We start from the raw sequence: 12401 nt of genomic DNA on the forward strand, positions 1-12401 counted from the left end.
ACGGCACCGGCCAGTCCGGCAACACCCTCTACGACGGCTGGAACGACACCGGCGCCACCAACGCCGCCCTCGCCCTCAACGCCACCGAGTGGCTGAGCGAGTAACCCGCAAAGGGGTCACCGCAAGAGAACGGGCCCGAGAAGCCGGCCGACAGCTTCTCGGGCCCCGCCCCGTCACTCTCGCGCGCTCACTCCCCGTGGCACTCCCCGTAGACCCGACCCGAACCGCACCAGCACGCCGTCCCCCGCTGCGGCGGCCACTCCACCGCACGTCCACGCGCCGCCAGCGTTGTCGCGTACTGGGGGAGCAGGGTCGTGTCCGCCGGGGACGAGCCCTCCGACGCCGCGAACGCCTCGTACGAGGGGACCGTGCCTGTGACGATGCCCAGGTTCTGGGTGCCGGAGGAGGACAGCTCGCGCAGGGAGGCCTCTATCGTCGCGAGGTGGTCGTCGTGGGAGGGGTACTCCGAGGACAACGACGGGTAGGCGTTCACCAGTTCGGCCAGTTCGGCGGCCGGCCAGTGCAGGACCGCCACCGGGAAGGGGCGGGACAGCGCCTCCCTGAACGTGCCGAGTTCGGCCCGCAGACGGGAGATCTCCGCCTCCAGCTCCGCGGGGTTGTCCGAGCCGAGGGACCAGACGCGCTTCGGGTCGTGGAGTTCGTCCAGCGAGACGCGCGAGCCCGGCGACGAGTGCAGGGTGTCGGCCAGCATGTCCCACTCGTCGTGGGCCACGCCCAGCATCCGCCGGACGCGGTGGCGGCCGAAGAGCAGCGGGTGGGTGGAGTACGGCGGCTCCGCCACGTCCGTCAGGAGCACACGCGCGCCGTCCGTGAACGTCTCGTGCGCCTGCTCCAGCTCGTCGTGGGACTCCAGCGCCTCGGCCACGATCACCCAGGGGGCCGGGTCCCGGGGGGCGGCAACGCGGACGCCCTCGATGATCGCGCGGGCCTCGGCCTCGTGGCCGTACTCCCAGAGGTTCGAGGCCTTCAGGGCGCGGACGAGAAACGGGTTCTCCAAGCCGTCCTGTGCGGCCAGCAGGCGGTCGTAGAGGGTGGTCGCGGCGGGGCGGTCGCCGGCCAGTTCCAGATGGGCCGCGGCCTGCACGAGCAGGGCCTCGGCGTCCTCGGGATACCGGTCGGCGGTCCGCTCCAGGCGTGCCGCTTCGGCGGTGTGGTCGACGTTCTCGGCAGGCGTGTCGGGGCGCATGGATGACACCGTACTGCCGATCAGTGACCAGGAGGGAGAGAGGTGCAGACCAGGGGCCGTACGGCACATCGACGGCGTCCGGCACCCGGCCGGCACCCGGCCCGCACCGGGCTCAGATCGTCACACCGTCGATCTGGAGCGTCTGCACCGCCTTCGCCGCGAAGGACACCGCCACCGACTTCCCGTTCAGGTAGGTGTTGGAGTACGGCGTGTACTTGTCGCCGCCCGTCGTCACCGTGTTCCAGCGCGGGACCAGGCCGCCGGAGCCGCCGGTGACCGTGGTGAACTTCGACAGGTCGAAGGTCAGGGTCTGGGCCGAGGTGGCGGTGTTCAGGGCCACGATGACCAGGCGCTTGGCCGAGGAGTCGTAGGCCGCGACCGCGTTGCTCACACCCGTGTCGATGATCTTCATCCCGGGGCGGATGTGCCGGGCGAACTGGGCCATGACGTAGTACTTCGTCTGGACCGCCGTCGGCTGCAGGGTGGACTGGTCGTACGCGATCATCGCCCAGCCCGACGACGGGTCCATGACCTGCCAGTAGACCCAGGCCGTGGGGTGCAGCCAGCGGAAGTCGTAGAGAAGGTTGAAGGCCATGGTGTAGCCGGTGCCGTCGCTGTCGCCGGTCTCCGAGTTCCACAGGGCCTTGCCGGCCGTGGTCACCACGTCCGTGTAGAGGAGGTCCCGGCGGCCGCCCGAGCCCTGGTAGCCGTGCACGTTGACCCGGTTCACGTACCCCTTGGTCGTCGAACTGAAGGAGCTCCAGGTGGTACGGGCGAGGTCGTAACTGGTCTCGTCCGACGCGGAGATCTTCGTCCCCGTCAGGCCGCGCGCGTCCAACTCGCTGCGCATGTACGGCAGTACGGCCGCCTGGACCGTCGAGTCCATGTGGCAGCCCTCCTGCGTGCCGGTATCCGTCCACCAAGCCGACGAGGGCTCGTTGAAGGGGTCGACCGTCGCGAAGTTCACGCCCCAGTTGTTCTTGGCGTACAGGGCGGTCGCGGCCAGGTGCGAGGCGTGCTGGCGGTAGTTCCAGGTCTGGAGGTTGTTGCCGCCGCCCGAGGCGCCCGACGGGTTGTGGTTGGAACACATCCACCACATCGGGGAGTTGGCGAAGAGCTCCGAGGTCGCGCCCCTGGACGTCGCCTTCACCAGCATCGCCCGCTGGTTGGCGTCCGCCGTCCAGTCCCAGGCGCTCGACGTCGGGTCCTCGTTGTTCCAGTCCTGCCAGAAGCCCTCGATCTGCTTGAAGGCCGGGATGTTGGCCGACGCGACCATCGACGAGCCGCTCACCGTGTTCCAGCTGCTCGCGCCCAGGTTGTAGCGGGCGATGTTGAGGCCGAGACCGGGGAGTGAAGTGCCGTTGTACGACGTCGACTTGGTGGTGAAGAAGATGTCGGCGAAGTCGTCCCGGGCGCCGAACACGTTGGCCCACCAGGCCAGGGAGGTGCCCCAGCCCTCCCAAGTGCCGTACGACGTACCCGGGGTGACGGCGATCGTGGCGTCCGCACGGGCGGTGCCGGTGGCAAGGGCGCTGCCGAGGAGGGTTCCTCCTGCGGCTGTCAGCAGCGTTCTGCGTCGGATCATGGCTGTCTTCTCCACCTCGTTGTGGGGCTCGGCCGCGGTCCCTCAACAGCGGCCGAGCAGTGAAAACCAAGTGGCTCGCCCAACTCGTCCCCCGCGTGCCAACACGAAGCATCAGGTGTGGTGGGTGGGGTTGTCGAGAGGTGTGACAGCGCTTTCTTTCTATGGGTCTTTCTATTTCTCCAACGGTTATGACAAGGGGTGGTCGTTCCGGACGGGGCCATGGCCGGGCTTCCGAACGGGCTCCGGGCGGGTAGCAAGCCTGGCCACTTGGCGGCGGAGCCCTTATCGTGCGGGCCCGGTGGAGGGAGACGTACGCCATGCGGGTCGTCGTCCTGGAGCACGGAACCCGGCGTCGCCGCGAGCGTCGCCGACGGGTCTGGTGGACCGGTGGAGAACTCCTGGTCACCGCCGGGGTCGTGCTGCTGTTGCTCGTCGTGCACCAGCTGTGGTGGACCAACCGGGAGGCCAAGGAGGGCGCTCAGCGCAAGGTCGAGGCGCTGGAGCGGGAGTGGGGGCCGGGCACGGGCGCCGACTCCGGCACGGACACCTCCTCCGGGTCCCCGTCGACGTCCCCTTCTTCGGCCCCGGGCGAGGCGAGCGTCCGCGTCACCATCCCGGACGTCACCGTCGCGAACCCCGCAGGGTCCCAGTCGTACGCCGTCCTCACCATCCCCCGCCTCCACCTCCGGGTACCCGTCGCCGAGGGTGTCGGCAAGCAGAGCGTGCTCAACAAGGGGTACGTCGGCCACTACCCGGGCGCCCAACAGCCGGGCCAGGCAGGGAACTTCGCGCTCGCCGGGCACCGCAACACCCACGGCGAGCCCTTCCGGTACATCAACCGGCTCGCACCGAAGGACACCATCCAGGTGGAGACCGAGGCCGCGGTGTACACGTACGTCGTGGACCGGACCCTCCGCCAGACCTCGGCCCGCGACTCGGGGGTGATCCGCCGCATCCCGCGTTCGACGGTCCACCCCGCCTACGGCTACACCCGCCCCGGCTACTACATAACCCTGACTACCTGCACCCCGGAGTACACCTCCCGGTACCGCCTGGTGGTGTGGGGCAAACTCGTGTCGATGCGGCCGCGTTGAGCACGTGGGCGTTCTCGCGAGGTTCGCAACGGGACCGCGTCGAAGGCGCCGGTATCCCTGCACCGGCCACCCCGAACGCGCCGGCGCCGCGCAGCACCGGCTGTCCCTGAACCCTCCGCCGCCGCGCAGCACCGCCCGCCCCGAACGTTCCTGCGCGGCACCGGCTGTCCGCGAACCCTCCGCCGCCGCGCATTGGCGCCCGCCTCGAACGTTCCGGCGCCGGGCGGTACCGGCCGCCTCGAACGTTCCTGCGCAGCACCGGCTGTCCCCGACGCTGCGGCGCCGCGCACTGACGCCCACGTCGAACCCTCCGCCGCCGCGCAGCATCGCCCGCCTCGAACGCTCCAGCGCCGCGCAGCAGCCGCGCAACACCGGCCCGCCCCCAGGGCCTCACCGCTCCCGCAGCCCCACCACACTCGCGGCGGCGACGAGCGCCAGTCCCGCCGACACCAGCATCGCGAGGTCCGCGCCGTGGGCGAGGCCGCTTCCCGACGAGGTGGCGATCGCGATCGTCAGGGCGACTCCGGCGCAGGAGCCGATGTACCGGAAGGTCTGCTGGGCGCCGGAGCCCATCGCCGCCCGCCCCGCCGGTACCGACTCCACCGCGAGCAGCGGAAGCGCGGCGTTCAGGAGGCCGCTGCCGACGCCCGCGATCATCAGGCCCGGCAGCAGCCGTAGCCAGGATCCCGCGTCGAGTGAGCCCAGCATGGCCAGGACGCCCGCCGCGTGCAGCAGGAAGCCGATGGCGAGCTGCCATCGCGGCGGCACCCGGCCCGCGAGCCGCCGCACCTGGAGGGCCACCGCGAAGGACAGGCCGGACCAGAGCAGGAAGAGCCAGGCCGTGTCCATCGCGGACAGGCCGAGGGTCTGCTGGAGCAGGGCCGGGAGGAAGCTGAACAGGCCGATCACGGCGAGCCCCGTGAACAGTCCGCCGGAGGAGGACGCGAGGAAGTGGCGTCGGCGGAGCAGGCCCAGGTCGATCATCGGGGTCCGCGTGCGGTGCTCCACGGCGGCGAACAGACCCAGCAGCACGGTGAACGCGAGCAGCAGCAGGCCCACCGGTGCCCGCAGCCAGCCGTCCCGGCCGAGCGTGAGCGCCGCCACCAGGGCGACCAGGGCCAGCCCGAACGTCACCGCGCCGGCGAGGTCGGGGCGGCCGCCGCGCGGGGCCCGGGACTCCGACAGGAACCGTGCGGACAGGGCGGCCACCAGCCCGGCGGCGGCGCCGAGAACCCCGTACGCCATCCGCCAGTTCGGCAGCGCGCCGGTGACGATCGGGCCCAGTGCGATGCCGCCGCTCACGAAGGCGCCCCACACCCCGGTTGCGTGCAGTCGGCCGCGTGGGCTGGGGAAGGCGTGGACGATCAGACCCAGGCTGCTCGCGAGGAGTGCCGCGCTGGCCGCGCCCTGGGCGATCCGGGCGAGGGTGAACAGCCAGGTGGACGAGGTCAGGGCGCCGAGGGCGGTGGTGAGGCCCAGCGCCAGGGTGCCGGCGACGAAGATCCGGCGGCGGCCGTAGTCGTCGGCGAGGCTGCCGGCGACCAGGAGGAGGGCGGCGAGGCCGAGCGGGGTGCCGTTCAGGAGCCAGGCCTGGGCGGACACGGGGGTGTGCAGGGCGGCGGCGACCTCGGGGAGTGTGACCATCGGCGCGGTGTACGTCATCAGGGCCACGACGGTGGCGGCGCTGGTCAGCGCGAGGGTGGCGCCGGGGTGCGGGGGTGCTTCCGCGGGGGCGGCCGACGGCTTCGCAGCGGGGAGAGTTCGTTCATTGAACCTAACCATGGGCGTCACCGTAACAGAGTAGGTTCGTTCATTGAACCTACTAGGGGAAACTGGTTACAGTGGGCGTCATGGCACTGGGCAAGGACTACGCGACACAGGAATGCTCGATCGCCCGCGCGCTGGAGATCGTCGGCGAGCGCTGGACCCTGCTCGTCGTCCGCGACGCCCTCTACGGCGTCCGGCGCTACAACGACTTCCTCGTCCACCTCGGCATCCCGCGCGCGGTCCTGGCCGCCCGCCTCCAGATGCTCACCGAGGAGGGCATCCTCGAAAAACGCCGCTACCAGGAGTCGCCGCCCCGCGACGAGTACGTCGTCACCGACCGCGGCATCGCCCTGTGGCCCACCATGCGCTCCCTCGGCCGCTGGGGCCGCGAACACCATGGCGAGCCCGCGCTGCGCACCTTCCAGCACGCGGAGTGCGGCACCGAGATCGGCTCCTACGGCGAATGCCCCGCCTGCGCCACCGTCGTACCGGTCGGGGACGTCCTCATGATCCCGGGCCCCGGACTCGATCCCGACCCCGCGGACCCGGTCAGCCGGGCCCTGCTCAAGCCGAAGAGGCTGTTGCAGCCGCTCCTGGTCGATCAGGTATAACCGAGGGGAGACCGCAGACAGAGAGGGGGGAGTGTCATGATCCGCGGCTGGACCACGGTGCGTCCCGCAGCTGCGCTGCTGCTCCTCGTCCTCGACGTCGTCCTGCTCGACACCGGCAGCCTCTCCGCCGCCGTCGCGCTGGCCGCGACCGCCGCGGCCGGCTCCGCGTTCGCCGCCTGCTCGCTCATCGCCTCGCGCTGCGCGCCCGCGGTGCCGCCCACCCGGGTCCGTACGGCCATCCGTGACCGCGCCCGCCGTACGGCCTTCCTCCCGCAACGCGACCCCGACGCCAAGGGCCGCCCCCGCCCCCGAGCGCCCGGCCACGCCCTCCCGGCGACCGTCGCGTAGGGGACGGCTCCTGCAAGGACACCCCGCGCGGGTCGTCATGCCGCCTTCGTCACTTCCGGCACGACGAGACCCCCGGAGGGCTCACCCATGTCCGTCTTCGCTGATCTGGTCCAACATCTCGCCGACCTGCTCCACCCCCTCTTCGGCGCCACCGCGGCCGCCGCCGCGATCGTCCTGTTCACCGCCTTCGTACGACTGCTCGTGCATCCCCTGTCCCGCGCCTCCGCCCGCGGTCAGAAGGCCCGCACCAAGCTCCAGCCGAAGATCGCCGAACTGCGCAGGACGCACAAGGGCAGCCCCGAGAAACTCCAGAAGGCGATGCTGGAACTGCACGCCGAGGAGAAGGTCTCACCGCTGTCCGGCTGTCTGCCCGGGCTGTTCCAGCTGCCCGCGTTCTTCCTGCTGTACCACCTCTTCTCCAACACGACGATCGGCGGGAAGGCGAACGAACTGCTCAGCCACGAGCTGTTCACCGCCCCGCTCGGCGGCCGGTGGGCCGACGCCCTGGGGGACGGCGGGGCGTTCGGCGGCGCCGGACTCGTGTACGTCGGCCTGTTCGTCGTGGTCACCGTCGTCGCCTGCTTCAACTTCCGCCGCACCAAGCGGATGATGGCCGCGAATCCGGTGGTGCCGGGGGCATCCGGCGAGCCGGGCGCGGAAGCGGTGCCCGGGGTGGGCGCGGTGAGCAAGGTGATGCCCTTCATGTCGTTCTTCACGCTCTTCACCGTGGCCGTGGTGCCCCTGGCCGCAGCGCTGTACGTGGTGACCAGTTCGACGTGGGCCGCGGTCGAGAGGGCGGCCCTCTACCGCTGAGCGGTCCAGTCCGTGAACCGGGTATTGCGGAGTGGACATCGAGCTTGGAGGATCGACCAGTCATCCGATGGCTGCACCCGCCGGACGACACCCCGCGAGCTAGGGAGACAGTGATCATGAAGCTGCTGCGAGTCGGTACGGCGGGAACGGAGACGCCCGCGCTGCTCGACGCCGACGGGGTCCTGCGGGACCTGTCCGGTGTCGTGGACGACATCGACGGGACGTTCCTCGCCGACGACGCGGCACTCGGCCGGGTCCGCGCGGCCGCGGAGGCCGGGGAACTGCCCGCGCTGGACGCCACCGGGCTGCGGGTCGGACCGCCGGTCGCGCGCATCGGGAAGATCGTCTGCATCGGCCTGAACTACCACGACCACGCCCGCGAGACGGGCGCCGAGCCGCCCGCCGAGCCGGTGATCTTCTTCAAGGCCGCGGACACCGTGGTCGGTCCTTACGACACGGTCCTGGTGCCCCGGAAGTCGGTGAAGACCGACTGGGAGGTCGAGCTGGCGGTCGTGATCGGGCGTACGTCCCGGTACCTGGAGTCCGCGGAGGAGGGTCTCGCCCATGTCGCCGGGTACGCGGTCGCGCACGACGTGTCCGAGCGGGAGTTCCAGATCGAGCGGGGCGGGACCTGGGACAAGGGGAAGAACTGCGAGACGTTCAACCCCCTGGGCCCGTGGCTGGTGACGGCGGACGAGGTCGGCGACCCCCAGGACCTCTCGCTGAAGCTGTGGGTCAACGGGGAGCTGAAGCAGGACGGCACGACCGCCGAGCAGATCTTCCCCGTGGGCGAAGTGGTGCGCTACGTCAGCCAGTTCATGACCCTGTACCCCGGTGACGTCATCAACACCGGCACGCCGGCCGGGGTGGCGCTGGGGGCGCCCGAGCCCAAGCCCTTCCTGCGGGCCGGCGACGTGGTGGAGCTCGAGATCGCCGGACTCGGGCGCCAGCGGCAGGAGTTCAAGGACGCGTAGACGCTCCGCGGGGAGAACGGGGGCACCGCGCGCGTCCGCCGACGGCCGTCGGCGGCACCGGGCTCAGTGGTGCTGCCCGCAGCGCTGGGCGCGAAGACCCGGGAGCTACCGGGAGCTACCGGGAGCTGGGGCAGCCCCGACACCGTCACCGTGGCGTGCGGTCGCGCCCCCGCGGCGGAGCCCCCTGTCGACACAGCCCCGCGCCCCTGGAACGGGTTGAGGTCACGCCAGCAGCGACGCGAGCCTGCGCCAGGCGTCCCTCGGGAGGTCGTAGCGCGGGCCGCCGTCCACGATCTGCAGGGCCACGTGGTCCGCGCCCGCCTCGAAGAAGTCGTCGACGCGGGCCCGGATCGCCGTCTCGTCGCCCCAGGCGAAGACGGCGTCGACCAGGCGGTCGCTGCCGCCGTCCTTGATGTCGTCCTCCGTGAAGCCGTTGCGGAGGAAGTTGTTGGTGTAGTTGGGCAGGCCCAGGTAGAGGGAAAGGTAGTTGCGGGCGAGAGTGCGGGCCGTGGTCGGGTCGGATTCGAGGACGACCTTCAACTCCGGGGCCAGCAGCGGGACTTCGCCCAGCAGCTCACGGGCCCTGGCCGTCTGCTCCGCGGTCACCAGGTACGGGATGGCACCGGCCGCGCGGTCCCGGGAGAGCTCCAGGGTCTTCGGGCCCAGCGCTGCCAGGAGGCGGCCGTGCGCGGGGGCGCCGGCCTTGTCGAGGGCGTCCAGGTAGGCGACCAGCGCCGAGTAGGGGCGGCGGTACTGGTCCGCGAGCTTGGCGTGGCTGACGCCGAGGCCCAGGGCGAAGCGGCCGGGGTGGGCCGTGTCGACCTCGGCGTACCGGGCCGCGGCGGCCTCGGGCTCGTGCTCCCAGATGCTCTGGATGCTGGTGCCCACGACGATCTCGGAGGTCGCCTCCAGCAGCGGGGCGGCGTGGTCGGCGTTGCTGTTGCCGCCGAGCCAGAGGGCGCCGTAGCCCAACTCCTCCAACTCTGCCGCTGCTTCGGCGATCTCGCCGCGGCGGTCCGGTTCCTCCGAGCGCAGCCCGCCGCCGTTCCAGATGCCGTACCGTCCGACGGCTTCCTTCAGGTCCTTGACGGTCATCGGATGATCTCCTCCGGTCGGTGTGCGGTCACGGGTGCCAACCGGCGGGTGCCTCGGGATCTTCCCGTCAGTCCTCCCGGCCTCGCTCGTCCCGGCCCAGGAACTGCTCCAGTGCCTCCACGACGAACCGGTGGTCCTGGAGTTGCGGCAGCCCCGACACCGTCACCGTGCCGACGACGCCCACGCCCTCCACGGTGACCGGGAAGGAGCCGCCGTGGGCCGCGTACGCGTCGGGATCCAGGCGCGAGGACTCCTCGAAGGTGCTGCCCTTGGCTCGGAAGCGGGCGCCGACCAGGTAGGACGCGGAGCCGTAGCGCTCGACGACCCGGCGCTTGCGGTCGATCCACGCGTCGTTGTCCGGGGTCGAGCCGGGGAGGGCGGCGTGGAAGAGCTGCTGGCCGCCGCGGTGGATGTCGATGGCGACGGGAGCCTGCCGCTCCCGGGCCAGTTCGACGAGGAGAGAGCCCAGCGCCCACGCGTCCTCGTACGTGAACTGCCGGAAGACCAGGTGGCGTTCCTGCGCCTCCAGCTCCTCCAGGGGCGGGGTGAGTTCCGGCTGGAACTTCGGGGTCAGCCCGGTGTTGTGCGTCACAGCTGCACCGCCACTCCGTCGCGGGCCGAACGGCGTGCCGCCTCCAGTACGTCGAGGGCGGCGGCCGCCTCCAGCGCGGTCACCGGGTTGGTGCCGCCCTCGGTCAGGGCCCTGGCCACGGCCGCATAGTAAGCCGGGTAGTCGCCGGGCAGGGTCGGTACGGGGCTGCCGCCGCCGGTCAGGGGGGACTCGCCTGCGCCGAGCCGGCCCCACGCCGACTCGGGCTCCCGGCCCCAGCCGTCCGGCGTGCCGGGGCGCTCGCCCTCCCGCAGTGCCGCCTCCTGCGGGTCGAGGCCGTACTTCACATAGCCCGCCTTCGAGCCCAGCACCCGGAAACGGGGGCCGAGTTGGGCGGTGGTGGCGGAGACGTACAGGTGGGAGCGGACACCGTTCGCGTGGGTGATCGCGAGGAAGGTGTCGTCGTCGATCGAGGCGCCCGGGCGGCGGATGTCCGCCTCGGCGTACACGGAGACGGCGGGCCCGAAGAGGGTCAGGGCCTGGTCGACGACGTGGCTTCCGAGGTCGTACAGGAGACCTCCGACCTCTGCGGGGTCGCCGGACTCGCGCCAGCCGCCCTTCGGCTGCGGCCGCCACCGCTCGAAACGGGACTCGAACCGCCATACGTTACCCAGTTCGCCCTCGTCGAGGAGGTGGCGCAGGGTCAGGAAGTCGTTGTCCCAGCGCCGGTTCTGGAAGACGGACAGGAACAGGCCGCGCTCCTCGGCGAGGGCGGCGAGTGCGCGTGCCTCGGCCGCCGTGCCGGCGATCGGCTTGTCGACCACGACCGGCAGGCCCGCCTCCAGGGCGGTGGTGGCGAGCGGGACGTGCGTCCTGTTGGGGGACGCGATCACCACGAGGTCCAGGTCGGCCGCGCGCGCGAACAGCTCGTCGGCACTCGTGACCGTACGGACGTCCGGGAACTCGGCGCGGGCCTGTTCCTGCCGCTCGGGGTGGGAGGTGACCACGGTGTCGAGGGTGAGGCCCTCGGTGGCGGCGATCAGCGGGGCGTGGAAGACGGAGCCCGCGAGGCCGTAGCCGACGAGGCCCACGCGGAGGTCAGCAGCAGTCATGCCGTCCACTTTCGCAACGGTGTTGCCAAAGTGCAAGCGCCGAGGACAATGGGCGGCGTGAACAGGACGAACGGCGGCGTCAACCTCCTGGCCCTGCGCAGCCACAACGCCGCGCTCGTGCTCGACCTGCTGCGGCGGGCGGGCGCCGACGGGATCAGCCGGCTGGAGCTCGCCGAGCGCACCGGGCTGACTCCCCAGGCCGTCAGCAAGATCACCGCACGGCTGCGGGACGAGGGCCTCGCGGCGGAGGCGGGGCGCCGCGCCTCCACGGGCGGCAAACCGCGAACCGTACTGCGGCTGGTCCCCGAGGCGGGCCACGCGGTCGGAGTCCACCTCGACCGGGACGCGCTGCGTGCACTGGTCGTCGACCTCGACGGGAGTGTCGTGGCCGAGCGGAGTGCTCCGCTGGATCTGGGGGCCGGCGCCGAGGCCGTGGTGGGGGAGGCCGAGCGCGTGGTCGGGGAGGCGCTCCGAGGAACCTTCCCCGGGGACGCCGCCCTCTCCGGCATCCCCTCCCTGCTCGGCGTCGGCGTCGCCCTGCCCGGCCCCCTCGACCATGTGCGCGGAGTCCTGCGCCGGGTCACGGGGTTTCCCGGATGGGACGGCTTCCCCCTCCGTGACGTGCTGGCGCGGCGGCTGGGGGTGCCGGTCGTGGTGGACAAGGACACCAACGCGGCGGCGCTGGGGCTGGCGGTGGCCGGCGAGGGCGGCGGCGGCTCCTTCGCCTATCTGCACCTGGGGACGGGACTGGGCGCCGGACTCGTGATCGGCGGGGCGGTGCACCGGGGGGCCCGGACGGGGGCGGGGGAGTTCGGGCACCAGGTCGTGCAGCTGGACGGGCCGCCGTGCACCTGCGGGAACCGGGGGTGCATCGAGGCACTGTGCCTGGCGGCGGTGTCCCGAGCGGACGCGGGGGAGGCGGCCCGGGTGCTGGGCGCCGGTGCCGCGAACCTCGTCGGGCTGCTGGACATCGACCTCGTGCTGCTGGGCGGCCGTACGGTCGCCGCGGCACCGGAGGTGTTCGTACGGGGAGTCGCCGCCGCACTGGCGGAGCGCGCCCGGGGCGAGGACGCCGTACCGGTACGGCTCGCGCCCGGTGGTGCCCGGGTGGTCGCGCAGGGGGCGGCGCAGCTGCTGCTGGGACCTCTGTTCGGAAGGACCGACGGCTGACAGAGCAACGGCGTGCGGTCGGCCGATCGGGCGGTCTCCGGGGACCGTTCGAGGGCGCCCGGCGGAATGGCGTCG

General features: G+C 72.0%; 12 protein-coding genes and 1 pseudogene. 7 read left to right on the forward strand and 6 right to left on the reverse strand.

All coding sequences use genetic code 11. From position 1 onward, the window contains the following. A pseudogene (locus ACFYRX_RS45690) lies at positions 1 to 98 on the forward strand (hydrolase); the annotation flags it as partial. 89 nt (positions 99 to 187) lie between these two features. Here ACFYRX_RS45690 and ACFYRX_RS45695 read toward each other — a convergent pair. Then, a complete protein-coding gene (locus ACFYRX_RS45695; RefSeq protein WP_389113220.1) occupies positions 188 to 1207 on the reverse strand; it encodes an SEC-C metal-binding domain-containing protein in 1020 nt (339 codons plus the stop codon). A gap of 112 nt (positions 1208 to 1319) precedes the next feature. Then, positions 1320 to 2792: a beta-1,6-galactanase gene (locus tag ACFYRX_RS45700; RefSeq protein ID WP_389113222.1), complete on the reverse strand. Its 1473-nt coding sequence runs from the start codon at positions 2790 to 2792 to the stop codon at positions 1320 to 1322. A 317-nt stretch (positions 2793 to 3109) separates the two neighbouring features. On the opposite strand from ACFYRX_RS45700, the gene ACFYRX_RS45705 reads away from it, so the two are divergent. Further along, positions 3110 to 3886 (forward strand): class E sortase, encoded by a 777-nt coding sequence (locus ACFYRX_RS45705; RefSeq protein ID WP_389113224.1) that lies wholly within the window; start codon positions 3110 to 3112, stop codon positions 3884 to 3886. Between the two features lie 390 nt (positions 3887 to 4276). Here ACFYRX_RS45705 and ACFYRX_RS45710 read toward each other — a convergent pair whose 3' ends face one another. Further along, the gene (locus ACFYRX_RS45710) at positions 4277 to 5668 is read right to left on the reverse strand and encodes an MFS transporter (protein ID WP_389113226.1); all 1392 of its coding nucleotides are present in this window, start codon (positions 5666 to 5668) and stop codon (positions 4277 to 4279) included. 68 nt (positions 5669 to 5736) lie between these two features. On the opposite strand from ACFYRX_RS45710, the gene ACFYRX_RS45715 reads away from it, so the two are divergent. The 4 genes from ACFYRX_RS45715 to ACFYRX_RS45730 all read left to right on the forward strand — a co-directional run bounded on the left by ACFYRX_RS45715 (position 5737) and on the right by ACFYRX_RS45730 (position 8399). Then, the gene (locus ACFYRX_RS45715; protein ID WP_389113227.1) at positions 5737 to 6264 is read left to right on the forward strand and encodes a winged helix-turn-helix transcriptional regulator; all 528 of its coding nucleotides are present in this window, start codon (positions 5737 to 5739) and stop codon (positions 6262 to 6264) included. Positions 6265 to 6300: 36 nt separating this feature from the next. Further along, positions 6301 to 6612: a DUF6412 domain-containing protein gene (locus ACFYRX_RS45720; RefSeq protein WP_389113229.1), complete on the forward strand. Its 312-nt coding sequence runs from the start codon at positions 6301 to 6303 to the stop codon at positions 6610 to 6612. Between the two features lie 87 nt (positions 6613 to 6699). After that, a complete protein-coding gene (locus tag ACFYRX_RS45725; protein WP_389113230.1) occupies positions 6700 to 7425 on the forward strand; it encodes a YidC/Oxa1 family membrane protein insertase in 726 nt (241 codons plus the stop codon). A gap of 116 nt (positions 7426 to 7541) precedes the next feature. Further along, the gene (locus tag ACFYRX_RS45730) at positions 7542 to 8399 is read left to right on the forward strand and encodes a fumarylacetoacetate hydrolase family protein (protein ID WP_389113232.1); all 858 of its coding nucleotides are present in this window, start codon (positions 7542 to 7544) and stop codon (positions 8397 to 8399) included. Between the two features lie 222 nt (positions 8400 to 8621). On the opposite strand, the gene ACFYRX_RS45735 is transcribed toward ACFYRX_RS45730, so the two are convergent. The 3 genes from ACFYRX_RS45735 to ACFYRX_RS45745 form a co-directional block, all read right to left on the reverse strand. Then, positions 8622 to 9494, reverse strand: coding sequence for an LLM class F420-dependent oxidoreductase (locus tag ACFYRX_RS45735; protein WP_389113233.1), 873 nt, complete (start codon positions 9492 to 9494; stop codon positions 8622 to 8624). Positions 9495 to 9561: 67 nt separating this feature from the next. Continuing rightward, positions 9562 to 10086 (reverse strand): heme-degrading domain-containing protein, encoded by a 525-nt coding sequence (locus ACFYRX_RS45740; RefSeq protein ID WP_389113235.1) that lies wholly within the window; start codon positions 10084 to 10086, stop codon positions 9562 to 9564. Continuing rightward, positions 10083 to 11156 (reverse strand): Gfo/Idh/MocA family oxidoreductase, encoded by a 1074-nt coding sequence (locus ACFYRX_RS45745; protein ID WP_389113237.1) that lies wholly within the window; start codon positions 11154 to 11156, stop codon positions 10083 to 10085. The genes ACFYRX_RS45740 and ACFYRX_RS45745 overlap by 4 nt, the downstream gene beginning before the upstream one ends. 48 nt (positions 11157 to 11204) lie before the next feature. On the opposite strand from ACFYRX_RS45745, the gene ACFYRX_RS45750 reads away from it, so the two are divergent. Continuing rightward, positions 11205 to 12326 carry an ROK family protein gene (locus ACFYRX_RS45750; protein ID WP_389113238.1) on the forward strand — a complete coding sequence of 374 codons (1122 nt, stop codon included), beginning with the start codon at positions 11205 to 11207 and terminating at the stop codon, positions 12324 to 12326. The last annotated feature ends 75 nt before the right edge of the window (positions 12327 to 12401 follow it).

It is taken from the genome of Streptomyces sp. NPDC005374 (assembly GCF_042872225.1).
Taxonomy (GTDB): domain Bacteria; phylum Actinomycetota; class Actinomycetes; order Streptomycetales; family Streptomycetaceae; genus Streptomyces.

Excerpts from the sequence above, each read along its gene's own strand:
- ACFYRX_RS45705 (WP_389113224.1), top strand. The coding sequence starts at position 3,110 with ATGCGGGTCGTCGTCCTGGAGCACGGAACCCGGCGTCGCCGCGAGCGT.
- ACFYRX_RS45700 (WP_389113222.1), bottom strand. The coding sequence starts at position 2,792 with ATGATCCGACGCAGAACGCTGCTGACAGCCGCAGGAGGAACCCTCCTC.
- ACFYRX_RS45710 (WP_389113226.1), bottom strand. The coding sequence starts at position 5,668 with ATGGTTAGGTTCAATGAACGAACTCTCCCCGCTGCGAAGCCGTCGGCC.
- ACFYRX_RS45735 (WP_389113233.1), bottom strand. The coding sequence starts at position 9,494 with ATGACCGTCAAGGACCTGAAGGAAGCCGTCGGACGGTACGGCATCTGG.
- ACFYRX_RS45730 (WP_389113232.1), top strand. The coding sequence starts at position 7,542 with ATGAAGCTGCTGCGAGTCGGTACGGCGGGAACGGAGACGCCCGCGCTG.
- ACFYRX_RS45720 (WP_389113229.1), top strand. The coding sequence starts at position 6,301 with ATGATCCGCGGCTGGACCACGGTGCGTCCCGCAGCTGCGCTGCTGCTC.
- ACFYRX_RS45725 (WP_389113230.1), top strand. The coding sequence starts at position 6,700 with ATGTCCGTCTTCGCTGATCTGGTCCAACATCTCGCCGACCTGCTCCAC.
- ACFYRX_RS45695 (WP_389113220.1), bottom strand. The coding sequence starts at position 1,207 with ATGCGCCCCGACACGCCTGCCGAGAACGTCGACCACACCGCCGAAGCG.
- ACFYRX_RS45715 (WP_389113227.1), top strand. The coding sequence starts at position 5,737 with ATGGCACTGGGCAAGGACTACGCGACACAGGAATGCTCGATCGCCCGC.
- ACFYRX_RS45750 (WP_389113238.1), top strand. The coding sequence starts at position 11,205 with ATGGGCGGCGTGAACAGGACGAACGGCGGCGTCAACCTCCTGGCCCTG.
- ACFYRX_RS45745 (WP_389113237.1), bottom strand. The coding sequence starts at position 11,156 with ATGACTGCTGCTGACCTCCGCGTGGGCCTCGTCGGCTACGGCCTCGCG.